The sequence below is a fragment of the Trichocoleus sp. DQ-A2 genome (assembly GCF_039961915.1).
In the GTDB taxonomy this organism is placed as follows: Bacteria; Cyanobacteriota; Cyanobacteriia; order Cyanobacteriales; family FACHB-T130; genus FACHB-T130.
In genome coordinates this window covers 181,904-206,083 of record NZ_JAMPKD010000012.1, presented here as the reverse complement: position 1 = coordinate 206,083, position 24,180 = coordinate 181,904, and the positions used below count along the sequence as shown (strand labels likewise).

24 protein-coding genes and 1 tRNA gene are annotated in these 24,180 nt (G+C 42.8%); 11 read left to right on the top strand and 14 right to left on the bottom strand.

The window, feature by feature from the left end; genetic code table 11:
- Nucleotides 1–314: 314 nt before the first annotated feature.
- Complete coding sequence (locus NC997_RS14525; RefSeq protein WP_190410282.1) at nt 315–1,679, bottom strand: hypothetical protein; 1,365 nt, start codon at nt 1,677–1,679, stop codon at nt 315–317.
- A gap of 972 nt (nt 1,680–2,651) precedes the next feature.
- On the opposite strand from NC997_RS14525, the gene NC997_RS14520 reads away from it, so the two are divergent.
- Entirely contained in the window at nt 2,652–3,401 is a 750-nt protein-coding gene (locus NC997_RS14520; protein WP_190410281.1) for an HNH endonuclease, read from the top strand.
- Between the two features lie 268 nt (nt 3,402–3,669).
- Here NC997_RS14520 and NC997_RS14515 read toward each other — a convergent pair whose 3' ends face one another.
- From NC997_RS14515 to NC997_RS14490, 6 genes are all read right to left on the bottom strand, one after another.
- Entirely contained in the window at nt 3,670–4,806 is a 1,137-nt protein-coding gene (locus tag NC997_RS14515; protein WP_190410280.1) for a virulence-associated E family protein, read from the bottom strand.
- A gap of 100 nt (nt 4,807–4,906) precedes the next feature.
- Nucleotides 4,907–5,065, bottom strand: coding sequence for a ribbon-helix-helix domain-containing protein (locus NC997_RS14510; protein WP_190410279.1), 159 nt, complete (start codon nt 5,063–5,065; stop codon nt 4,907–4,909).
- A gap of 259 nt (nt 5,066–5,324) precedes the next feature.
- Nucleotides 5,325–6,539 carry a tyrosine-type recombinase/integrase gene (locus NC997_RS14505; RefSeq protein ID WP_242036938.1) on the bottom strand — a complete coding sequence of 405 codons (1,215 nt, stop codon included), beginning with the start codon at nt 6,537–6,539 and terminating at the stop codon, nt 5,325–5,327.
- A gap of 103 nt (nt 6,540–6,642) precedes the next feature.
- A tRNA-Leu gene (locus tag NC997_RS14500) sits at nt 6,643–6,724 on the bottom strand.
- A gap of 93 nt (nt 6,725–6,817) precedes the next feature.
- Nucleotides 6,818–7,600: an SDR family NAD(P)-dependent oxidoreductase gene (locus NC997_RS14495; protein ID WP_190527687.1), complete on the bottom strand. Its 783-nt coding sequence runs from the start codon at nt 7,598–7,600 to the stop codon at nt 6,818–6,820.
- Between the two features lie 154 nt (nt 7,601–7,754).
- Nucleotides 7,755–8,039, bottom strand: coding sequence for a DUF427 domain-containing protein (locus NC997_RS14490; protein ID WP_190410277.1), 285 nt, complete (start codon nt 8,037–8,039; stop codon nt 7,755–7,757).
- A 200-nt stretch (nt 8,040–8,239) separates the two neighbouring features.
- Between NC997_RS14490 and recQ the strand changes: the two genes are divergently transcribed.
- The 6 genes from recQ (at nt 8,240) to NC997_RS14460 (ending at nt 16,172) form a co-directional block, all read left to right on the top strand.
- Nucleotides 8,240–10,393, top strand: coding sequence for a DNA helicase RecQ (gene recQ / locus NC997_RS14485; RefSeq protein ID WP_190527689.1), 2,154 nt, complete (start codon nt 8,240–8,242; stop codon nt 10,391–10,393).
- A 183-nt stretch (nt 10,394–10,576) separates the two neighbouring features.
- On the top strand, nt 10,577–10,774 hold the full coding sequence (locus NC997_RS14480; protein ID WP_190429830.1) for a hypothetical protein: 198 nt from the start codon (nt 10,577–10,579) through the stop codon (nt 10,772–10,774).
- A 166-nt stretch (nt 10,775–10,940) separates the two neighbouring features.
- The gene (locus NC997_RS14475) at nt 10,941–11,753 is read left to right on the top strand and encodes a hypothetical protein (protein ID WP_190527691.1); all 813 of its coding nucleotides are present in this window, start codon (nt 10,941–10,943) and stop codon (nt 11,751–11,753) included.
- Between the two features lie 360 nt (nt 11,754–12,113).
- Nucleotides 12,114–13,211, top strand: coding sequence for a DUF6602 domain-containing protein (locus NC997_RS14470; protein ID WP_190527693.1), 1,098 nt, complete (start codon nt 12,114–12,116; stop codon nt 13,209–13,211).
- 394 nt (nt 13,212–13,605) lie between these two features.
- Nucleotides 13,606–15,585 (top strand): long-chain fatty acid--CoA ligase, encoded by a 1,980-nt coding sequence (locus NC997_RS14465; RefSeq protein ID WP_199306194.1) that lies wholly within the window; start codon nt 13,606–13,608, stop codon nt 15,583–15,585.
- A gap of 137 nt (nt 15,586–15,722) precedes the next feature.
- Nucleotides 15,723–16,172 (top strand): YlqD family protein, encoded by a 450-nt coding sequence (locus NC997_RS14460; protein ID WP_190414598.1) that lies wholly within the window; start codon nt 15,723–15,725, stop codon nt 16,170–16,172.
- A gap of 74 nt (nt 16,173–16,246) precedes the next feature.
- Here the strand turns inward: NC997_RS14460 and NC997_RS14455 are convergent, their stop codons facing one another.
- The gene (locus tag NC997_RS14455) at nt 16,247–16,762 is read right to left on the bottom strand and encodes a hypothetical protein (protein ID WP_190527695.1); all 516 of its coding nucleotides are present in this window, start codon (nt 16,760–16,762) and stop codon (nt 16,247–16,249) included.
- 198 nt (nt 16,763–16,960) lie between these two features.
- Between NC997_RS14455 and NC997_RS14450 the strand changes: the two genes are divergently transcribed.
- Nucleotides 16,961–18,298, top strand: coding sequence for a dihydrolipoamide acetyltransferase family protein (locus NC997_RS14450; protein ID WP_190435266.1), 1,338 nt, complete (start codon nt 16,961–16,963; stop codon nt 18,296–18,298).
- A gap of 75 nt (nt 18,299–18,373) precedes the next feature.
- Here NC997_RS14450 and NC997_RS14445 read toward each other — a convergent pair whose 3' ends face one another.
- Both NC997_RS14445 and NC997_RS14440 read right to left on the bottom strand, forming a co-directional pair.
- Nucleotides 18,374–18,910: a Uma2 family endonuclease gene (locus NC997_RS14445; protein WP_190435263.1), complete on the bottom strand. Its 537-nt coding sequence runs from the start codon at nt 18,908–18,910 to the stop codon at nt 18,374–18,376.
- 37 nt (nt 18,911–18,947) lie between these two features.
- Nucleotides 18,948–19,133: a hypothetical protein gene (locus NC997_RS14440; RefSeq protein ID WP_190527697.1), complete on the bottom strand. Its 186-nt coding sequence runs from the start codon at nt 19,131–19,133 to the stop codon at nt 18,948–18,950.
- A gap of 33 nt (nt 19,134–19,166) precedes the next feature.
- On the opposite strand from NC997_RS14440, the gene NC997_RS14435 reads away from it, so the two are divergent.
- Nucleotides 19,167–20,849: a GspE/PulE family protein gene (locus NC997_RS14435; RefSeq protein WP_190527699.1), complete on the top strand. Its 1,683-nt coding sequence runs from the start codon at nt 19,167–19,169 to the stop codon at nt 20,847–20,849.
- A gap of 72 nt (nt 20,850–20,921) precedes the next feature.
- On the opposite strand, the gene NC997_RS14430 is transcribed toward NC997_RS14435, so the two are convergent.
- On the bottom strand, nt 20,922–21,299 hold the full coding sequence (locus NC997_RS14430) for a hypothetical protein (RefSeq protein ID WP_199306195.1): 378 nt from the start codon (nt 21,297–21,299) through the stop codon (nt 20,922–20,924).
- 2 nt (nt 21,300–21,301) lie between these two features.
- Nucleotides 21,302–21,511, bottom strand: a complete 210-nt coding sequence (locus NC997_RS14425; RefSeq protein WP_190527702.1) for a hypothetical protein — start codon at nt 21,509–21,511, stop codon at nt 21,302–21,304.
- 278 nt (nt 21,512–21,789) lie between these two features.
- Here NC997_RS14425 and NC997_RS14420 point away from each other — a divergent pair, with 278 nt between their 5' ends.
- Nucleotides 21,790–22,038: a helix-turn-helix transcriptional regulator gene (locus NC997_RS14420; RefSeq protein ID WP_190527704.1), complete on the top strand. Its 249-nt coding sequence runs from the start codon at nt 21,790–21,792 to the stop codon at nt 22,036–22,038.
- A gap of 100 nt (nt 22,039–22,138) precedes the next feature.
- Here the strand turns inward: NC997_RS14420 and NC997_RS14415 are convergent, their stop codons facing one another.
- On the bottom strand, nt 22,139–22,909 hold the full coding sequence (locus NC997_RS14415; protein ID WP_190527706.1) for an HNH endonuclease signature motif containing protein: 771 nt from the start codon (nt 22,907–22,909) through the stop codon (nt 22,139–22,141).
- Nucleotides 22,902–23,144 carry a helix-turn-helix transcriptional regulator gene (locus NC997_RS14410; protein WP_190527708.1) on the bottom strand — a complete coding sequence of 81 codons (243 nt, stop codon included), beginning with the start codon at nt 23,142–23,144 and terminating at the stop codon, nt 22,902–22,904. The genes NC997_RS14415 and NC997_RS14410 overlap by 8 nt, the downstream gene beginning before the upstream one ends.
- Before the next feature lie 142 nt (nt 23,145–23,286).
- Between NC997_RS14410 and NC997_RS14405 the strand changes: the two genes are divergently transcribed.
- Entirely contained in the window at nt 23,287–24,168 is an 882-nt protein-coding gene (locus tag NC997_RS14405) for a DNA cytosine methyltransferase (protein WP_277881812.1), read from the top strand.
- The last annotated feature ends 12 nt before the right edge of the window (nt 24,169–24,180 follow it).

Genomic DNA, 24,180 nt, shown 5'->3' with positions numbered 1-24,180 from the left:
CATAGATAAAAATTAGTGTTTAAATACTCCTCAAAGTCTTACTTTGGCTACTCATAAAATCTATTAATCTATGTTTTTGCAAGATTTATTTTAACAAGCTGGATATAAAAAAGTGTATAGGATTGGTGAAAACATTAACTATATTTTTATATAAATGCTTATTCTAGAATAGAGCAAAGTGTATATTTGACAATTGAAAAACATTGTTGATGACGAACAGCAGAAATCAAAAATGTTTTCTATAAGGACTTACAGAATCTATAAATTCACAGTCTCCTAAAATATTAGCTGTGATTAAAATGGTTATTTACAAGCTATTTTTTATAGCTTTTTAATTTACTACTAATTACAGCATAATTAGCTTGATAAGTAATACGCTTCTCTTTAGCTATAGATTCTACAAATGTTCCTTGAGGAATAAGACTTAATAAATTAATTGACTGTTTCAACTTTGATTGAGCTTTTAACCATATTTCTATAGAATAAGGTTTTTGAACAATCACAGCAGCTTCATATGCTAACTCTTGAGCAGTTTTTAAGTTATCTGCTGCTTTCTGTTCGATTAAAATTCTTTGACTAATAATAGAATGATTTTGTTGATAAGCAGTAAGTTTATCTTTTACTTTAATATAGATAGGTGAATTTGGAGGAATTACTTCTAATAAATCGATCGCTTCCTGCCATTTAGATTCTACCTGTTGCCAAACCTCCAGTGAATGAGGTGGATTTTGAGCAATAATAGAAGCTTCCATAGCTTTCTTTTGTGCAGCTTCTAGTTTTAGGTTGTCAGAAAGTAATTCATCATTTACATTAGGATTTTCTGAAATTTTATTAGTAGTCTCTATATTAGATACTACCTGTTTTTGATTATCAAAACTTTGGGATAATATATTTGTATTTTCAATTGCTTCACTTTCATTGTTATTAGTGTCTATATTTTTAGTAGCAACTATTGGTTGATATTGAATTCGCCTTAATTCTGAAACAATAGCATTTAAACTTATAAAACTTGCAAATGTTAAAAGTATTATTAACGTTAAGTTTTTCTTCAAAAACTCTTTTCTTAGTTGTTTTTTCTCTAACTGCTTCCTTAACTTAGGGTTCTTGAGGCACTCTTCTGCTAAACTTTTTACCTTGCTATTTTCAGATATTAGTAGGTTGATTGTCTTAATAAGAAACAGTAGCACCGAAAGTTCTAAGCTTTTTTTACTTTCTTTTTTACTTTTATCGAATAAAGCATTTACCATGTTATCAACACCATCTCCAAGTAAGTTTTGACCTATTTCTGAGGCAACATTTGATATAACAGGGATTGGCATAGTAACTACTTTTAGTTTAAATCCTAATGCAAATTTACCAAGTCCAGTAGCAAATTTTCCAGTACGATCAACAGTATTACTAACATTGTCAACTACATTTACAACTACATTCTCAACTATATTTCTAGATTCAAGTTTTTTAATTTCAGCAATTACCTTATAGTTTATGTGCATCAACTGATTTTCAATATCAATTAGTTTATTAGCCTGTTCTTTCATCAACTCAACACTACCAAAAATTAACTTAGGACTCTCCTGTAGGTAAGTTCTATCAATTTGTAATCTTTCTATTATCTGATTTAAAATTAATTGTTTATCTTGAGAAAGTTCCAATAAGTTCTGTGGTTTAACGTCAGACATTTTAAAACTCTAAGTTAATAGTGGTAATAAAATACAACAGATAAAGAAATTAAAAAATTGTAAATTCTACTGAAAATTATTCTTTAGTATTTATGAAACACGTATTTTTACGGTTCACACTGTCTTTAAAAGCATAACCATTGATCCTAAGTAAAAGTACCTAGCCTCTATAAGCACTTTTAAGTGGCATGAAATTTGCTTTAGGTCATCTAGTACCTAAAATGTTTTTAATGTGGTTTTATGGCTTTCTGTTAGAATAGCCTGAAAGCTTTATTTTGTGAGGGTTTCAGCCGTTCAGTGGTTTAATCAATTAAATATTCAGCCTTCTACCTGAATAGGCGATCGCCCCAAAACCCTTGATTTTTCGTAAATCAGCTTTGCTTTTACCACTGCTATACCCAAATAAGGCTAAACCCGCTACATAATGAGTATTTATGCTTAGTGGGGATAAGTATTTATCCTTAAAAATTATTTTGAAAATTTTTGATCAAATTTTTTAGTAATTTTATTTGTTTGTGATGCATAGAATCTATTAGTCAAAATAAATTACTATAACCAAAGTATACAAGTAGAAAAATTCCTAAGTCATATTTATGTAGATAAAAATACAACTTGAGTTTTTTAATGATTAATACATACCCAGTCAAACTCAATTTATCTTATTGAGTTTATAACATTTCTCACATCTATGAAATATACTATGATTCGAGCCTATCAATTATAAAAATCAGCATAAAACCCTATTCAGTTGAATATCGACAGAAATCATTGAAGTTCAGGAAAAGGAAAGGTCAGTATAGAGATACGTATAGGTGATGTAAATTTAGGTTTAGACAAAGTTCACTTATAATTCTGTACTGATAAGCTTGATGACCCAAAATCACCTCTAGATGAAACTCAGGAGATGATTCAAAAGAATGAGTCATGGTGTTTGTGAATTTAGCTTTTATAAAATCGCTAGGAGAGAGCAGGATGAAACGCAATCCACCTTGGCAACGTGATGAATTAATTCTGGCTTTAGACTTTTATTTTCGTTATCCTCCATACAGCATTAGTCAAACACATCCTGAGCTAATTACATTAAGCGACATTCTTAATAGATTACCAATACATACTGAACGTCCCGATCAAGAAAGGTTTAGGAACCCTAATGGTGTCTACATGAAATTATGTAACTTTCTAAGACTTGATCCTAATTATCAAGGTAAAGGACTAAGTGCAGGAGGGAAGCTTGAAGAGATTATATGGGAAGAGTTCTCATCTGATAAAACCCAATTAAGGCAAATAGCTAAGTTAATTACTGAATCAGTTTTAGAGAATAAAGCTGAAATACATGATACATATAGGGTATTTACCGATGAAGATGAAGAAGAATTTCCTGAAGGTAAAGTATTATACCGTATACACAGAACAAGAGAAAGAAGTCAGAGCTTAGTAAAGAAAGCAAAAGAGAAACGCAAGAAAGAAGTAGGTACACTTAGATGTGATGTCTGTAACTTTGATTTCTCTTGTACCTATGGAGAATTAGGACAAGATTATATTGAGTGTCATCATATAAAGCCAGTATCAGAGCTTGAAGATAAGCATAAAGCTAGGATTGAAGATTTAGCTCTTGTTTGTTCTAACTGTCATAGGATGTTGCATAGGAAACGACCTTGGCTCTCTATTGAAGAGTTAAAAATACTTTGCCAAAACAGTAGCAGTCTTTATAAGACTTCCTAGAAGAGCTGAAGTATATACATATTTCTGTTTCATGGTGTAACTGATGTAACTGCGATGTAACTAGATAGTATTTTCTATAATCTAGTCCTAATAATAGTTTCAATCATTTATGTAACTGTAACTGGTGTAACTAATATTTTACTAACTTTATTTATTGAAAAAAGGTTCCATTTTTCAGTTACATGGTTACATAGTTACAAAAAAGCTGAAACCCTTTAATCATAGGAGTTCCAGCTTGTAACTGACTTGTAACTAAACAATTAGCTAGTTACACAAGAGCTAAGTTGCTAGGATGCCAATATTTCCCAGATTTACCATTGACTCTCGTAGCTTTATCAGGTTTGTCTAATCCTATAGATTCCAATATAGATGTAACACGAGTCTCATCGGAACGTTTCCAGCTTCTAGGTTCTTTACCGATAGCTTGAACTAAAATATCAGATAATGTAAATGGCTCTTTTTGTTGCGATATCCAATTAATTACTAAGTCCTTCCACATATCGGATTCTTGATGATTCATGTTCATAGCATTACTAATCTGCTGTTCAGTCTCATTTAGATAGACAGGATAATTATGGTTATATGCTTTAACTGCTGCTGCCCAAATTAAATCTCTATTTAGTTTAATCCAATCAATATCAATCTTTTGATTAATGTCAATAACCCAAAATCTTCTATTTCCTGTTGGATCTACTAAAAACTGATCTTTATTAGTAGTACCTACAAGAATAAATGAACGTTTTGCTGTAATAACATTTCTATCGTAAGGTTTTCTAAATGTATCTTCTTGTGTAGTAATGAAGTATTTTAATTTACTCATTAAATGAGGTTTAAGAGTTTCATCACATTCTCCTAATTCGATCATCCATTTGCTGTGACAAGTCATTAATTCATCTTTATTATAATTCTGAAGATTGGTAGAAGTAAACCATTCTTGACTAGCAAGTTCTCTGAAAAAAGATGTTTTGTAAAAACCTTGACCACCTTTAAGTATAAGCACAGTATCAAATTGACATCCTGGCTTAAATACTCTTTTAACTGCACCTACTACAGTTTTAAATAAATATTTTGCTTCGATTGAAGATGGATCTATATGTAATCCTTTTTCACTTAATTCATCAAAAACTTGCTGATGATTTACATCTAGATACTTTTGAATACAACTATCCAAATAATCTTTTAAAGGATTAAAAAGATTATTCTTTGCAGCTAAATAAGCATTTTCATAAATATACGTATCTTTGTCTAGAACGATGTTGTGATTTTTATATACTTCCGCTCTAAATTCAGCAATGTCAAAAATTTTATTGTCCAAATAAATATCTTTAGTTACGCTATGATATTTTAATCTAGAAGAGAAATGAGTGTCTATAACTTGTTTAGTTAGAATATATTCCTTGCTCATGATATAATTTGAATGTAATAATTAGTAATAAAAATATAAATTTTTATAAACGCCAGCAATATTAGTTGTCTGGCTTTTTTGAACTATGAAATTAGGATTTTTATAAAACTTGTTTTTCTAAGTATTGATCTAAAGCAGCACGAATAACAATTGATCTAGTTACTTTAAGTTTATCCGCTGTTTCATCTAATTTTTCGATAGTTTCAAATGGAATAGCTGCTGTAATTGGTTTCCAGTCAGTTAATAACCTTCTTTTCATATTTTTTGTTTTTAATAGGTTTTCTTATATTTTCATTATAATTATTTTTTCTAATATTTTCTACTTTATTAGTTAAGGATTTATATCTAAAAGTAAAGCCATTTATTTAGATGCAAATAGTTTTTATAGGAGAATCTATATAAAGATAATTAGATGTAGATTTCTTTTAAAAGGAAGCAATTAAATTGACTAAATAGAAGACATAGAAAAAGGAGAGTAGTTTTTTCTACGCTCCTCTATAGGTTATAGTTAGTGAATTTTAGAACTCTGGTACTTGCATCTGTAGAGTTGTACCTGCGTAATGCTTCATGATGATCTCAGGGGTATTTCCTACCCATTTAGCTACTTGTACTGGTGTAACCCCAGCTTCTAAGCAAAGTGTAATGAATGTATGACGAGTAGTATATTGAGTTCGGTAGCGGCTGATCTTCCCGTCTTGAGCAAGTTGCATTACGATTCCAACTCCTCTATCTCCGCGACCCTTCCAAGCACTATCAATAAAATGACCTGAACGTATTTCACCCCCGCGTTTGCTAGGAAATACTAATGATTCTGGATCGCAGTTCTCAGACTTAATACTCAGCAACAATGCTTGTAAAGACGGATTGCAAGGAAATTTACGTGTTTTGTGAGTTTTGCAATCTTTTCGGATTTTTAGCTGACTGCTAACGGATTCGCAGAATGTAATCAGTTTGCAGTCTTGACTAATATGCTTCCACTTTATACCAACGGCTTCACCAGTACGACATCCAGTCATAAACAGGAATTTGACAAATGCTGCGTAAAAGCAATAGTAAGGATGTTGTTCAAAAGCAGCAATAATTGTGTCGCGCTCTTCAGCAGTAAATGGGTCAATAGTATCTACTTCGTCCTTTACTACCTTTATTTTCTTAGCCATTCCGTGAAACGGATTATTGGTGATAAGAAAAGAGTCGCAAGCCCATTCACAACAGGCTGAAATCTGTGTTAGGGTACGTCGTGCAGCATCATTCGAGAGATTGGCAACTAAGAAATCTCGAATCTTAATCGAATCATTTAAATCTTTAGTAGGCAGTTTGGCAATGTGATTACGTACAGCAGCATACTGAATTCGTAGTGTTGTCTCAGCAATCAAAGGCTTTCTGTACTCTGTGTACTTATTCCACAAATCAGATAACGTTATTGCTTGCTTGGGTTTAATCGTTTCTATAAGAGTTAGATATGTCTGTGGTTTGTATTTAGCTAAGGTTGGGTCAAAGTTTCCGGAAATGATGTCTAGTTCAATCTGGCGTGCTTTGATTTCTGCTGACTTACGATTTTCTGAGGTATCTGATAGACCAAGTGTTAAGTATTTTTGCTTACCTCCAAAAAGCTGACGTGGGAGACGCAAGCGTAAGCGCTCTTGAAATGATTCGATACCTACAGACCCTTTAGAAGCTTTCTGTGTTGTGTTCATTTTTTGACTATGAATTCTAGTACCATTGACGCCAATCATAGTCACGCCATAGTCAAAAGTCAAGTAAAAATCGTCAATTCAGTACCAAAGTAAAAAGGGTTCCAGCCCTATTAACAAGCTGAAACCCTTATACTGTATGTAATGCGGATGAAAGGACTTGAACCTTCACTTCTTGCGAAACTAGAACCTAAATCTAGCGCGTCTGCCAATTCCGCCACATCCGCTCATGGCGTTTACTATCATAGCAGAAACTCCCGCCATTATCAGCATTTTAAGAAATTTGTTCTTGCCCACCTTCTCAAAAGGGGTTGGGTGTTTTAGCCAGCAAGTAAGGATTCGGCACCATCAATCCACATTTCCGTCCCACTAATGAGGCTAGAGGCGTCTGAGGCTAAAAATAGCACCAGCTCGGCAACTTGCTCAGAGGAGCCAGGTTTACCATCCGTTAGCGGGATTTTTCCTGCCGGATACTCCACGGGTTCACGAGCTTGTTCCAAGCTCCGTCGTTCGGTGCTTTGGTCAATATTGGTTTCTATGGCACCCGGACAAATCACATTGACGCGGATGCGGTGTTTGGCTAGTTCTAGCGCCACCATTTTGGTGAATGCAACTTGAGCCGCTTTGGTGCAAGAATAGGCTGTCGCACCGCTGTTGCTGAACATCCGCGTACCATTGACGGAGGAGGTGATGATCACAGAACCGCCTTGTTTCTTGAGATGAGGCACGGCGTATTTAACAGTGAGGAAGGTGCCTCTCAGATTGACTTTAATCGTTTTGTCCCACTCTTCAGGCTCTAGCTCTTCTATTGGTGCCCAAACGCCGTTAATTCCAGCATTCGCAAATACAATGTCGAGGCGTCCCCATTGATTTATGACTTGTTGCACCGCTTGTTGCATCTCCTCTGTTTCGGAGATGTCAGCGAGTACCGGGATGGCTTCTCCACCGGCTTGTTGGATTTGGGCAACGACTTCGTTGAGTTCGTCTTCAGTCCGTCCTAGGGCTGCGATTTTTGCACCTTCCTTCGCCAATAGCACTGCTGCTGCTTTGCCGATGCCCGAACCCGCACCTGTAATCAGTGCTACTTTGTCACCAAGTTGCATTGCCCCTCCTCTACTTTGACCTGTTTCCTATTGATGGTTGAACAAAGGAAGGGACACTACATCCGTCTTCTGGAAGACGTAGTTTGGAATCGTGCAAGGTGATAGGTAATTCCTTCCAGGCTTGGGGGCACGGCATTGCCGTGCCTCCACTGGCTTATGCTTCGACTTTGACGCCTTTCCAGAAGGCAATGTACCCTTCAATGTTCTTGGCGGCGTCCTTGGCTTGGGGATAGTACCAAGCTGCATCTTTGTTGACTTGCCCATCGACTTCGATGGAGTAATAGCTGGCTTTGCCCTTCCAAGGACAGCTGGTGTGAGTGTCGCTATCTTTGAAATATTGCTGGTTGATAGCATCAGCGGGGAAGTAGTGGTTGCCTTCCACGACTTCGGTGCGATCGCTTTGGGCTAAAACCGTACCATTCCAGATTGCTTTCGGCATGGGTTAATTTACTAATAGACTTTCCAAGTATCATTATGATTCGTAAAGCAGGCTCTCGTTAGCGCAACCAATTTCGGGCAGCAGTTTTGGATGCCCACAGCACTCTGAAACTCCCTTGCGGAGAATTCGGAATTTCTTCATTCATCCTTTTGATCCTGCGCGGATGCGCCGCTTTGCTAACATCCTTCATCCTTCGGAAGATGCCCCAGTTTCATTCTCTCGAACAGGCACTCAAACATTTCTTTGGTTACGACAGCTTTCGCCTAGGGCAACGTCAGATTATTGAAGAAGCGCTACAAAACCAGGATTTGCTGGTTGTGATGCCTACAGGCGGAGGAAAATCTTTGTGCTTTCAGCTACCTGCACTACTGAAATCTGGTTTAACCGTAGTAGTGTCGCCGTTGATTGCCTTGATGCAAGATCAAGTGGAAGCGTTGCGGGATAACGGCATTGGCGCGACGTTTCTCAATAGTAGTCTCAGTTGGGGACAAGTGCGATCGCGCGAACAAGATATCCTCAATCGCCGCATCAAACTACTCTACGTTGCCCCAGAAAGACTTTTGGGAGAAAAATTTTTGCCCTTTTTAGATTTGGTGCAACACCAAATTGGAATTCACTCGATTGCCATTGATGAAGCGCACTGCGTTTCTGAGTGGGGACATGATTTTCGCCCGGAATATCGGCAATTGCGACAATTACGCCAACGCTATCCGAATGTGCCCTTTTTAGCACTCACCGCCACTGCTACCGATCGCGTCCGTCAAGATATTATCCAACAGCTGGCGCTCAGGCAACCCAGTATTCACATTGCTAGTTTTAATCGCCCCAATCTTTACTACGAAGTTCAGCCAAAAGAAAAACAAGCTTACTCCCAACTCTTAAAGCAAATTCGCACAACTGAAGGTTCCGGGATTATTTATTGCCTCAGTCGTCGCCGTGTAGATGAAATTGCTTTTCGATTACAAAAAGATGGCATTTCAGCGCTACCTTATCATGCGGGGCTAGATGACGAAGAACGGACTTCCAATCAAACCCGCTTTATTCGAGATGACGTGCGAGTAATGGTAGCAACGATTGCGTTTGGTATGGGAATTAATAAGCCAGATGTGCGTTTTGTCATTCATTACGACTTGCCGCGCAATTTAGAAAGTTATTATCAAGAAGCCGGAAGGGCAGGAAGAGATGGAGAACCTGCGCGTTGTACTGTGTTTTTTGGCTATGGCGATTTGAAGACGATTGAGTATATTATCGACCAAAAAACTGACCCGCAAGAGCAAAGAATTGCCCGTCAACAATTACGACAGGTAATTGATTATGCGGAAGGAACAGACTGTCGCCGCACAATTCAATTGGGTTATTTTGGCGAACGTTTTGCGGGAAATTGTGGCAACTGCGATAACTGCCGTTTTCCTAAACCTGTGCAAGATTGGACAATTGAAGCGCAGAAATTTCTTTCTTGTGTCGCCAGATGCAAAGAAAGATACGGGATGAATTACATTATCGATGTGCTACGCGGCTCAAAAAATCAAAAGATTTCTCAGAATGGGCATCAGGAACTTTCTACCTATGGCATCGGCACTGATAAAAGTGTAGAGGATTGGAAGATGTTAGGGCGATCGCTCTTGCATCAAGGACTTGTCGATCAAACCACTGACGGTTATTCTGTCTTAAAGCTCAACGCTTTAAGCTGGGAAATCTTACGGCGTCAGCGTGAGGTGCAGATTGCCGTTCCGATTGTTACTGCAATTGATGAATCACCGCAAATGGCAGTAGAAGTAGAAATGCTCTATGAACAATTGCGCCAGCTTCGCAAACAACTCGCTGATGAGCAATCCGTGCCTCCCTACGTCGTCTTTGCGGATTCTACCCTAAAGCTGATGGCTCAGATGCAACCTCAAAGCTTACCGGAATTTGGCAAAATTTCCGGTGTTGGAGATTATAAATTAGCTCAATACGGTGAGCGATTTGTTGCTGAAATCCAAACTTATTGTAAAGAACAAGGAATTTTGAAGTCCACTTCTGTTGCGGCAATTCCTCAAAAAAATCACCCTAGCTACACCCAGTTAGCGACGCTGGATTTGTATATGCAAGGTTTGAGCATTGAGGAAATTGCTCTAAAACGTAACTTGCGGATAGGCACTATTTTAGATCATCTAGCGGAACTGATTTCGATGAATCAGCCTGTGGATTTAAACTCATTAGTGCCCCTAGAACGTCAAGAACCCATTTTAAAAGCAATTCAAGAGGTGGGTGCTACTTCACTCTCAAAGATTCGAGATTCTCTAGGGGAAATCTATACTTTTGATGAGATTCGACTGGTACGAGGGCTGTGGAAACGAGAGAACAAAGGTTAATTTTTTAACGCAAAGGTACGCAAGGTAAGGGCTTACCTCTCGTTTCCTGAAGTGGTTAGCAAGCAAAAAATACTACTTTTGGCGTATGGTGCAATAGTAAATAATCTGTATAAAGGGATGTTGGTGTCGCCATAACACAAGGTAGTCTGTTACTCCCTGAAGCTCGTTGGGTTCTTCGACAAGATGAAACAAGAAAAGCGCTTCACTAGGAATGTTTGGGGCGTGCAGTTGCACTTCAAGCAAGCCATCAAATCACGTAAATACTTTGAAGCCGAATGCTGGCTCAATCGGATGCAGCATTCGTCTGATAGTCAAGCATCGGTTAAGGAAGGCGACGCAACCGTTGAGCGTCTAAAATTTGTGGTTAAACGCTTTAGCTGAGGGAGTTCGGAGGCTTTGCCAACCTTTGAAATGGCAAGGGCAAGAGCTTTCTCACTCATCTAGTGTTAAAACCAATAATATTGCCCGAATCCTCAAGGACGGGTGTGAAGTTAAGTTTAAGCTACGCAATGACGGATTTTGCAAGCTCTTTAGGAGAAGTTAAGAGATGACCCATCACGTCAATCAGCTTGGCGAAACTATCCCCCAAACGCTCAATGGATATGACCCTAACGTGTTTCCAGCATTTCATGAAACGCTGCAAACTCACTTTCCAGGGGCACTTCCCATGAGCAAGTACATGAGAAAGACTTTCCAAAGCTTGAGCTCCTACGGTTTTTGTGACGAAAACACGATGGGAATGATAGCAATTTGTCGGGATGAAGTCGCCGAACCCCTATTCATTGAAGTAATTCGATACTGGGGGAAAACTTTTAATTGTTGCAGCTTAGCCGGGTTCGTCATGATGGGGAAAACGGGGTTAGCCGCTGCGACTGACCATACCCCTATCGTTGATGGTATCCGTCGTTTTACCTTCTATGCGATGCCCCATATCGCTATTTCTAGACATGGTGATATTGGTAAGGTTTATCGAGATGGTGTTCAAAAAGTTTCCCATGCTTGTGGAGCATTAGAAACAGTCGTCAAAGAATTGGCATCTGGTCATCTGAAACTAGAAATGGATATGCAGGATATTGAACAAACAATTATCCGGCAGAAAATTCTTTCAGCCCTTACCTATGGGGACAAACCCGATTTGATAGAGATTACAAAGTTGGCATCTAAAATTATTTCCGACGATGTCGAAGCCCTCTTAAATATTCTCGATCGCTCTGTGTTTAACTACGCCGTCATGACCGGAATTCAAATTCATGGGCCTCTAGGCACCCACTGGATTTATCCACAAGATTTTTATGTCGTCGGCTCTGATCTTCCTGCGGGCAAGGAAAAGATAGAAGCGTTTCAGCAGGCGCAAAATTAAAAAGGTAATGACAACGCGATCGCCCTAACAGAAAGTAATCTGTCACACCGCAAAGCCGTCAGTTTCTTCGACAAGATGAAGCAAGAAAAGCGCTTCACGAGCGATGTTTGGAGTGGAAATTTACACACAAGCGAGCCATGAAACACGTGCAAAAGAACAACTTCTCCAAAGCTGAACGATTACAGGAGCGCGTGCATCAATCAACAGAGACTCAAGCATAGGTTGAGGCGGTGTAGCCGTCGAGCGTCTGAGATTTAAATTGCAAGCTTTAGCTGAAGGAGTCAGGAGCCGAAAATCAAAATCCTTTTAGCTTTTGATTTTTATGCATAGACGACACACGAACCACCAGTAAATTACATTATGTCAAAAAATAATAAAAGTCAACGAGCAAAAGCAGTTCCACCAGCAAGAAGCCCCAAAAATGCAGATGATAAGATGCCAGAACTGCCTGATACAACAAAATGGCAACCGAGAGAAGATAGGGTTGAAACACTTCAAAAATCTTTCCTCAAGCGTTGTATTGGTCTAGAAAAAGCCATTCGTCTTAGAGTTCAGTTAGAGAAGGAGATGAACATCGACAATTACGACTCTGGACCAGGTGTAGAGGATATTTTGCGTGAAGAGTTGCGCTACCTTCTTCCTAATCGATACTCTGTGCATTCAGGAGTAATTAATGACGGGCAGGGTAGAACCGCGGGAGACTGTGACATCATCATATTCAATGACCTATGGTTTCCTGCAATTAAAGCAGGGGCAACACCAGAGTCAAGAAGAGTTCATTGTCCTATCGAGGGCGTTTACGCTATTTGCGAAGTCAAACAGTCTATTGACTATAAAGTGCTTGATGAAGCGATGGAGAAGCTTGTAGTCTGTAATAGACTTGATCGACCAAAGACAAATGCTAATCGTTTAGTAGAAAATTATGACCTTGACGGCTGCTTTCACGGATTAAAAAATCCTCTCTACTCAGCGATTATTGCAACATCTCTTAAAGAAGAAATTGAAATGAACAAAATTGTCGAGAGGTTCTTCGATATCAATAAAAAATTAAAAAGACTCGAAGTTGTTAGATGTTTGTGTATTTTAGGGCATGGTGCAGTGACTTGGCAGTTTGTAAATTCTGATGGTCATATAAAACCAGCTCTATTTATGAGGGAAGATATATTTGCTCCTATATTTCCTGCATACCATAAGGTTCCTAAAACGCCGTCCGCTCTCTATGCTTTATTATCAAATCTTCTTTTACACTTGTACCAGTCTGTGCTAGCCGCAGAAGAGATAGCAGTAACTTATGGTTCCAAAGAATTGACCGGGATGTTCCCAACTTCATCTGAGATAGCATTAGAACCCGACATTGAATGGATGGAAAAACTACAATGGGTGAAAAATGAAAATGGAAGTATCGCCTCTATTGAGAGAAAGCCTAAAAACCACAAGCGCAAACGAGGTTTCGGCTAGTAATTCAATGTCCTTTAAACCAAATAGGAATGTAGCGAAACACGTCAAAGATTGAGCGAGCGCACTCTTTAACTGTGCTTGGGAAAGAAGCGCACTCTTTAACTATGGTTGGGAAAGAATACGATCGTTTCTCGTATCTAAAGTGAAGTATTGCCTTTTAAAAAATTTATGGGTGTGCCTCTTTCAGTTTTTTTGGGCGCACGGATTCCCATTGTCTAAGAATATGCTATTAAATAGCAATAGTCAAGTATCAATTATTACAAATAATTAAATGCGATCGCTCTGCATAGATGGCATAGACACAATCAATTCTGTCCCTAAAACCTGTTATTGAAGCAACAGAGGAGTATTTTGGAAAAAGAGCTGATTAACGATTGCATCGATTAATAAAGATATGTCGAAAGCCCCTACTTCCTTCCAACTCAGCGAGCGAGACCGTGCTAACCTTAGCCGTATGGTAGATTACAGTTCGGTGGAATCTCTACCGGCTATCTGGCAGATAGCGCGATCGCACTTTGGTAATACCATTGCCCTCCACGACCCCCACGCTCAACCAGAAGTAGTCATAAATTACACCGAACTAGCTCAGCAAATTCAACAGTTTGCCGCTGGGTTGCAGGCATTAGGAGTACAGCCAGAATCTCGCCTCGCCCTGATTGCGGATAATAGCCCGCGCTGGTTTATTGCCGACCAAGGGGCGATGACCGCTGGGGCAGTTGATATCGTGCGTAGCTCTCAGGCAGAGCGGGAAGAGTTACTATTTATACTTGCAGATAGCGGCAGCACTACTTTAGTGGTAGAAGACCTGAAGACGCTAAAAAAACTCAGGGAACGCCTCAACGACCTCCCGATTCAGCTAGTCGTCTTGCTCTCCGATGAAGAACCACCCGAAGAATCCACCCTGAAAATGCTGAACTTCTCTGGAGTCATGGCAGCAGGGGAAAATCAATCCTTGCAGCCGGTGAAGCAAACCCGAGAAATGCTAGCGACGCTTATTTATACTTCTGGTACGACAGGCAAGCCCAAAGGCGTGATGCTGACGCATGGCAACCTGCTCCATCAGATTACCAACTTGGGAACCATCGTTCAGCCGCAACCAGGCGAACCTGTCCTGACGATTCTCCCCACTTGGCACAGCTTCGGGCGCACTGGCGAATACTTTTTCCTCTCCCACGGTTGCACCCAGATTTACACGAGCATTCGCCACATCAAAAAAGACTTTAAAGAATTCCAACCCCATTATTTAATTGCTGTCCCTCGACTGTGGGAATCTATCTACGAAGGCGTCCAGAAGCAGTTCCGCGAACAACCTGCAAACAAGCAGAAACTGGTTAAAAATCTGCTAAGCATTAGTCAGCGCTACATTGAAGCTCGCCGTACTTGGCAAAACTTGCGCTTACAACCTCAACCTCCCTCCCTGCAAGAACGGCTATTAGCTGGAAGCCAAATGGTTGCCTTGGCTCCTGCCCATGCGCTTGCCGAGAAATTAGTGTATGGAAAAGTCCGAGAAGCCACCGGAGGCAAATTAAAGTACGTCATCAGTGGCGGCGGCTCCCTTGCCATGCACCTGGAAAACTTTTTTGAAATTATTGGACTTGAGGTGCTGGTGGGCTATGGTCTTACAGAAACATCCCCCGTCTTAACAGCTCGTCAGTCTTGGTGTAATTTGCGGGGTTCATCTGGGCGATTTCTGCCAGGAACGGAAATTAAAATAGTTGACCCCGAAACCCGAAAACCCCTTCCGGCTGGGAGTCGCGGTCTGGTTTTAGCACGAGGGCCACAAGTGATGCAGGGATATTATCAAAATCCCCAAGCAACTGCCAAGGCAATTGACGCTGAAGGTTGGTTTGATAGCGGCGACTTGGGTTGGCTAACAGAGGCGAATGACTTAGTGCTGACAGGTCGGGCGAAGGATACGATAGTTTTAACTAACGGCGAAAACATCGAACCCCAGCCGATTGAAGATGCCTGTCTGCGGAGTCCTTATATTGACCAAATTGTGCTGGTAGGTCAAGATGAGCGATCGCTTGGTGCGTTAATTGTCCCCAATCTGGAAGCTTTGCAAAAGTGGGCAGCAGATAACAATCTGCACTTGCGTCTTCCAGAGGAAACTTCTTTACCCAGCAATATCCCTACTGCATCCACTCAAGAAATTGACCTGAATAGTAAGATTGTTCAGGAATTATTCAAGAAAGAATTAAACCGGGAGGTGCAAAATCGCCCTGGTTATCGCCCAGATGACCGGATAAGTCTCTTTAAGCTAATTCTGGAGCCGTTCTCCATTGAAAATGGCATGATGACCCAGACGTTGAAAATCCGCCGACCTGTCGTAATGGAACGCTACCGCGATATGATCGACGGGATGTTTGCCTGATTTGGTCGGAAAGTTGGAAAAAAGTCTGAAGGATGAAGTGTAGTGCGAACTACACACACCGCCTTCATCCTTTAGCTCTCACCCTGAGCGCCTTTCCTACAAACCTTTACTCTTTAATTTTTCCAAGCAAAACGGATATGGATGTTTCTCAATCACACCTGCTGCTGAAGCGACCCGTTACAATCAAGGCCGTTGTTACTCCTCGTTGGAAAGAGGAAGCACAGCAACAACTCCAGGCGCAAATTAACCAGCTTGACTCTCAGTTGCAACAGCTTGAAATGCAAGGACAGCGGGCAATCTCAGAAATTCAAAAGCAGAATCTGCAACCCCCTGGCCCTCAAGTGATGCAACAAATTGACAATATCCAAATCCAGGTTAATCAAAAGAAAAGCGAACTGCTTGAGCAGAAAAATCAACTTCTGCAACAGTTGCAACAAGTGCAGCTGATAGAACTCAACGACGAAGTGAATCACGGTCAGATTGAAGGCTTCTTTAAAGTAGAGCCGGGAGATAATCTGATTCAAAAAATGCAGGTAGAAATTCTCCTGCGCGATGGAATTGTAGAAGAAATTCGCGGGGAAATTTAATGCGAATGGTTAATGGCGAATGGCGAATGGGTAATTCGGAGATTGCCATTCGCCATTTGCCAATATTGGGGCATCTACTGACAATTTTGAGTTGACCAATCTTGATGACCTCGCCCCACATGACACTTGACTTGGGAACCAGCCCATGCCAATTTCCATTCCTTGGGTGTTTGAGCTGATGGGGAGGTCGGCACCAATTCAACGCGATGCCTGATAGCACCGACAGAATCATCTGCAACGCCGGTTTGGGTAATCGTTACAACCGCTAGATTTTGTTGCGGATACTCAAGCGTAACTTCCCGCGTCCCCCCCTCGGATTCAGTTTGACCGAAGTGAGCAATTGCGATCGCTTTGGGGTCAGTTCCCTTCAAAGAGTTAGCGGACTTAATCTCTTGTAGCGGTATCGGTTTATACTTAGTTCGCTCAGCTTCTGCTACAGGTGCATTTTGGCTTACCTGTTGGGAGGATGGCTCAACACTTGGACTGCTGGCAGGCGTGGGAGTTGATTGAGTGCTGTTGCTGATGCTGCAAGCACTCAAGCCCAGTGCCATACCGACTAACACCACGAGAGATTTAAACTTGCCAGACATCGTTATAATAGAGAGTTTGAATTAGTTTTCTCTATCCAATTCTATTCAGCAGCACCAACGTCCGGAGAATTCGGCGTTGAAGGATACAAACTCAATAGACTGTTGTAGAGTCGGATAGTTGTAATGACCATCGGTCAAGATACAATTCAATCTGGCTTTAATCTTGTTTATATAGACTGTCGATTCGGAAGACACCCCATGATTCACGAAGTTTTCATGCCCGCCCTTAGTTCCACCATGACCGAAGGCAAGATTGTCTCCTGGGTCAAATCTCCCGGCGACAAAGTGGAAAAAGGCGAAACCGTGGTGGTTGTCGAGTCGGACAAAGCTGATATGGACGTGGAGTCCTTCTACGAAGGATATCTTGCCACCATTATCGTACCTGCCGGTGAAGCAGCTCCGGTCGGGGCTGCGATCGCGCTCGTCGCCGAAACCGAAGCCGAAATCGAAACAGCCAAGCAACAGGCTCCTGGTTCTGCCCCCGCAACGCCATCGGTAAACGAATCCGCTCCCGCTCCTGCCCAACCTACCGCAGCCCCAGCCACCGCAGCCCCAGTCCCTGTAGAAACGACACCAGCCGCCGCCCGTCGCAATGGACGCAGCATTGTCTCCCCCCGTGCCCGGAAGTTAGCCAAAGAGCTGGGCGTCGATTTGAGTACCTTGCAAGGCAGTGGTCCCCACGGTCGGATTGTCGCAGAAGATGTGGAAGCATTGGCGAATAAAGGTAAACAACCCGTCGGTACAACTGCCACACCGACAATGACGCCCGTGGCTCCCCCTCCAGTAGCACCCGTCGCACCCGCGTCACCTGCACCCGCCGTCAAACCCGCCGCCGCAGCTACCGCACCCGCCGTTGCCGTTCCCGGTAGCGTCGTCCCCCTCAACACGCTGCAAAACGCCGTGGTGCGGAATATGGTAGCCAGTCTGCAAGTGCCTACCTTCCGCGTCGGTTACACTATCACCACGGATAATCTAGATAAGCTCTACAAGCAGATTAAATCCAAGGGCGTCACCATGACCGGGCTACTTGCGAAAGCAGTAGCCGTAACCTTGCAAAAACATCCCTTGGTGAATGCCAGCTTCTCAGACCAAGGAATTCATTATCACAGTGCGATTAACGTTGCTGTAGCTGTGGCAATGGATGGCGGCGGCTTAATTACCCCGGTTCTGCAAAATGCCGACCAACAGGATATTTACTCTTTATCTCGCACTTGGAAAGATTTAGTCGAACGCTCCAGAAGCAAGCAACTGCAACCCGCAGAATACAGTTCTGGCACATTTACCCTCTCGAATTTGGGAATGTATGGGGTAGACAAGTTTGATGCCATCTTGCCGCCGGGAACCGGGGCTATCTTAGCAATTGGAGCGTCCCGTCCTCAAGTCGTCGCCACGGAAGACGGGATGATGGGCGTGCGCCGACAGATGCAGGTAAATCTTACCGCCGACCACCGGATTATCTACGGTGCTGATGCCGCTGCTTTCCTGCAAGATTTGGCAAAATTGATTGAAACCAATGCCCAATCTTTAACCCTCTAATTTAACCTTCTAAAAAGGGTGGGCAGTGCCCACCCTTTTTGTTTTTTGACTTTTAAAAATTAAATAATCCACACCTCACCCCAATAATTCATCGACTGCCACGCTAAAGCCTTGTAGCACAACTTGAGTGCTAGCAATTTCGCCAGAAATAAATACAAGTCGTTGATTTTGAGTCACTACAATAATCCAAAGATTATCAGGAAACACTAGCCAAACTTCCTCAGCACCAGATTGTAAATATTCTTGAGATTTAGCAATTACATCTTCAGCAATATCCGTAGGCGAAACAATCTCAGCAATTAGCGGGAAACTCCTGGGAAATACAGCAGGTTCTCCAAACTGGTTAATTAGTTCTGCTGTCAGATAAGCAACATCCGGAGAACGTCCCTGCTGATTAGTGCGGCAAGGAACCTCTGTATAAACTTCTCCCCCTTGTCCGCTGGAGTCTTTGTAAATTCTCCAGTAAGAGCCTAGTTTTAACTGAATCCGACTATGCTTGAGTGTCACTCCGTTTTTCTCCACCAATTCTCCATCCACCCACTCTGTATTATCTGGGGGATTGAGCATCCAATCTTTTAGTGAGTATTCCTTTGAGATAATAGAAGTTACCATTGCTATCTACTCGCTGTTACAATACTTGCCTTTATTATTACTTAGCGGTTTCTTTTCTCACTCTGGGCAGCAAAAAAATGGTGTAGGGCAAAGTTTGGAGCTTTGGAGCTTTCGCGATCGCATCCCCCACATTACAAACGCGATCGCTTCGCCTTAGACACCGTTTTACGTACACTTCTGATGTCACAGAGCGATCGCCTAAGTTAGGCTGGTGTAGTCTCAACCCCCAGCTGTTGATTTTTCGCTGGAAACAAGAATGCAAACCTCCCCTCCTGCTTCATCCGCTTGGCAACGGCTGAAAAATCGTGAAATTAACTGTGAAGAAGCGCTAAAGCTCCTGGTAGACGAGCAAGGAACGCTCCACTTAGCTCTGTTGGATCGGGAAGTCAGTTACCGATTTTTTCGAGAATTTCCGGATAGAAAGTTTTTACCTCCAGTGGTTCCGCTGCTGCTGTGGCGAAACTGTTACTACCTGGGAAGTCCGATGGCTCTCTCTCTAGAGGCGATTAGAGAATTGAGCGATCGCACCTTTACCGACATCAAAATTATCCCGATTGCCGACAAGAGCTATCGCACCTGGTATCACACCCAAAACCTCGACCCCAAACGTATTTCCTCGACTCCCTTAGTGAATCCCCTCACGGGCGAGCAAGAGCAAGAAAACATCAGCGAAACGACTGAGCTATACCTCTCCAAAGCAGTTGACCAGATTGGACGGCTCAAAACCCTGATTTCCGGGGCATTGCGGAACCGCGCCAGCGATATCCACATGGAACCCGCGCCAGAAGGCTTGAGAGTCCGCTATCGCATTGATGGCGTCTTGCGGGACATTACCACTCTGCCCGTCGATGTCAGCCGCAAGGTCATCGTCGCCCTCAAAGTCATGTCTGAAATCGACATCGCCGAAAGCCGCCGCCCCCAGGATGGACGGATTGGAGAGAAATATGCTTCTGGCGAAGAATTAGAACTGGGAATGGATATGCGCGTCAGTACCCTTCCCTGTGTGGGTGGGGAAAAAGCGGTGATTCGCTTACTACCGCGCAAAAACCCCTTTTCTAAAATCCAAAACTTAGGATTCACTCCCACAACCCTCGAAACCTACAAAACCTGGTTGGAACAGCCCCAAGGGATGATTATCCTCACCGGACCGACAGGGAGCGGGAAAACCAGTACGCTGTACACCAGTCTGCAATCCGTCGCCAGGGAACACGTCAATGTGGTGACGGTAGAAGATCCGGTAGAGTACATTTTGCCCCGCATCACCCAAACCCAGGTAAATGAAGCGGCGGGAATGACCTTTGCGGCAGGCTTGAGATCAATTTTGCGCCAAGACCCGGATATCATCATGGTGGGAGAAATCCGCGACCACGAAACCGCAGAAACCGCAGTTCGAGCGGCGCTAACGGGTCACTTAGTTTTTACCACGCTGCACACGAACGATGCTCCTGGTGCGATTCCCAGAATCAAAGATATTGGCCCAGATCCTGGCTTAATTAGTGATGCTCTCTTGGGAATTGTGGCTCAGCGCTTGGTGCGCCGAGTCTGTCCTCACTGTGCAGCACCCTACAAGCCAACGGAGAAGGATTTGCAGGTACTGAGTTTGGAGCCAACTCAGGCAAATTTAACCACTTGGCGCAAGGGTAAGGGCTGCGCCAAGTGTTTCAATTCTGGTTATCTGGGGCGAGAGGCAATTGTCGAGTTGCTGGATATCGATGATACGGTGCGCGAAATTATCTATGACGGCACGATGACGCAGCTGAATCGCTACCTACGGGAAATCAAATTTTTCTCTTTCGGGATGGCAGCCGCAGAAAAGGTAACAAATGGGATCACAACGGTTGAGGAAGTGTTGCGCGTCCTACCCCGCAGTGCCTTCTCGCGCCGCAAGTCTATGGGCGGAAGCCGCACGGAACAGTTTACGCCGTTGGGGGTGAGATAGCGATCGCGCTCTTGCGGTAAGGCTACATAAGCTTGGCTCTCGCACTTCTCCAAAGGTACTATTTTACTGACTTTATGCGGCGCTTTCCTTTCCTGGTAAGCTGCCCAGATAGTCTCGGCGTTTTACCCAAAGTTGGCGGAGGTCTTGCATCATCTCTTGGTAGTAGTCGGAGAATTTCTGGCTGTCTTCTTTAATCTGAAGTCCGAGTTGTTGCAGTGCGGTAGGGGTGTGGCACGTTTGAAATAAAAGCGCGATCCCATCCCACCAGAGTTGCAATTGACGATAACTTACAAATTGTCCGCCGCGATCTGTGCGATGAACAAAAAGGACATTTTGCCAACACTCGAATCGCACAATTAAGGATTCTGGTATTTTCAGGTATTTCGCCAAGAGTGCAACAGTGAGGCGAAATGTCTTTGGCGGTTGAATCCGGCGAAACAACGTTGTCATAATCAATTCACTCCAGGTTTAACTCTTGAGTCGCTGGTTTCTGGGGTTGTGTTGAAAATGATGGAGTAGAGAACGTTTGGAGTATTCGCTTTGAGGATTTGCAACTGCGCTTCGGCATCGCTGCGACGACGAAAACGGGCGATAATCAGAGATCGCATATTCGGAAGCGATCGCACGATGCACCACGGATGTAGCTTGGAGTAATACGTCATAAGACTCTCCCAGTCATAGCTGCGAGTTACTTAGTTATGGGTTTTGAATGGATATTTACAAGGCTGTCGCTAACAAACCCAGCCAAAGATAGCGATCATGCGATCGCGTGACAGTTATGTAAGAAACTAAAGTTAGGGCAGGCATCTATGTGAAGCTCTGAAGACGACTGAGCCAGATGGTGGCTTTTCAGTCTCTTCGTTCGCTTCTGTATTTATCTTATATAAGCACTCTTAGAATTTATTTGTCAAGCATCATTATATAAGAATTTTTATAGTACATGACCAAAGACCAACAACAGCAAGAATACGATCGGGAGTCTCCCCTGAAGCGGCGGAGAGAAGAATTAGGCTTAACGCAGAGAGACGTTGCATTAGCTCTGGGGAAGACTGTCCAGACAGTTAGTAATTGGGAGACAGGGCTTTATGAACCAAAGCTTACTCCCCGCGATTTGAAAGCACTTTGTCGGCTGCTGAAATGGACTTTGGAAGAACTGCCCGATTACTTCGGTTCACCGCAACTACAGTAGCGATCGCGTTTTTGGTGCGAAGGATGCGATCTCGCTTTTGGTGCGTGGAATGCGATCTCGCTCAGAACATTATTAGGCAAAAAGCCTTAATCGTAACTAATTAACTTTGGTCTTCAAAGTACCTATCAATAATTTCGATTAATAAAGTATCTGGACTGACTTCATTTCGGATAGCCAGTTTCTTCACTCTTTGAATATCTGTTGACAACATTTTAATCGGAGAAAAACTTTCAGGAAATGCCCAAGGACACTGTAAACAGTTAAGCTGGCAGCCACGACAAGCAGTACTTTTAAAGTTATTGCACTCTGCACAAAGAGGTTGCCAGTTATCCTCTTCATTACCTCCGCCCCTAAGACGCGGAACTTTATGATCTTGATCGAGCCTTACAATTGGGGGTTTTCTAGCACAAACTGCACAACAATTTTGGTATTTGCTCAGAACTCTTTGCCAAACATCGTTACTAAGTTTTACTCTCTGTTCCCGTTTAGCACTGATTTCTAAGCTGACTAACTGATACCTGGTTGTCTTTCCACTACCAAATCTAACTATCCCCAAGAAGCCTTCTTCCCCTTGCAACTCTCGTATCCGTCTGGGTACATCTTGATAGGGTTCGCCTACTCCTCTGAAATCATCTATCACTCGACGTAAACGCGATAAAGGAACAACTGGCCCTGGTATGCCATGCCCAGGAGGCCATAATGTTTCTAGTACCAGTCTGTAGTAATTTCTATTGGCTGGCTTGGTGGTAACAAACCCAGTACAGGCATCTCTAAGCCATTCTTCACGCTCAACCTGTTGAAACGTTTGCTCTGGGTTTTGAGAGGGTAACTGAGGTAGTTGCGCTTCATTAGGAACTTCCCCTTCATTCATGAGATTTTTCCTCTCCACGCAGCAGCCATTCGGGAGTTACGCCCAATAAACGAGCGATCGCATCTAGCTCAAAGTCTTTGACTCCACGCTTTTGTCGCTCTATCTCAGAAATATCAGACTGATCGAGCTTTATCTGAAAATCCACAGACAGTGCAGCAGCCAACTCGCTTTGATCCCAATCCAGTCTTTCACGAGCCTGTTTAATTCTTAGGCCGCTAATATTTGCATTGCCCATTCCAGCCTAGGGAAAGCAACTCCGAATCAAGATGCTATCCTGAATCAGTCTGCTGTTGTAGACGAATATCGTCTAAAAAAGAGGTTGCCCTGAGCAGCATCAATGAAGCAATGTAGGTAAAGAAACCTTTGGGGATGAGTTAATGCTGAGGGTTGCCTCGTTCTTTGCGGGCATTGGAGGGTTCGATCTAGGCTTTGAAAGAGCCGGAATGAAAGCTGTTTTCCAATGCGAAATTGACCCGTTTTGCCAAAAAATCTTAAAACGCCACTGGCCTCAAGTACCGATTCATGAAGACATCACAACCCTCGTTCCTTCAACTATCCCTACCGCTGACTTATGGTGTGCCGGATGGCCCTGTCAAGACCTCAGCAATGCCAACACAGAGAGAAAAGGACTTACAGGCCAACGCAGCGGACTCTTCTACAAATTTATGGAACTTGTCGGAGAAGTTCACCCAGCGTGGTTGGTCTTGGAAAATGTGCCGGGTTTGCTCTCGGCAGAGCAAGGAACCGCTCTTGAGGCAGTTATCGACACGCTCGAAACGCATGGGTATTTGGGGGGATGGCTATCGTGTAACGCTCTCCATACGGGCATACCCCACGACAGAGACCGAGTCTTCTTTATCGCAAGTTTTAGATCGAAACGTGCCTATCGAATCTTTACTGACAGCCGCGAATTGTCTGGGGATTCTTCGTCGCGAAAATCGAGGGGGACGCAAACTGGATCGAGTGTTTGTGAAGGCACTATCCCAGACTCTCCGCTTGTGGTACAACGTCGCGGCGGCTTCGGGTACACCTTGGCAAAAAGCATCTGCCCCACGTTACGTGCCCAAACTGGAGGACATCAAGGAGGTCATTCAGACAGACCAATTCTCTGTGGCGAGAAACTTGACGTGGACAGAGTGGGAAAAGTTAATGGGGTTTCCTCCCGGATGGACGGTCGTAGAGGGAGACTCCTTGGCAACGCTATCGTCCCTGCGATCGCAGAATGGATTGGAAGAAAAATTATAGAGGTCGAAACCTAGGCTTATAAAAAT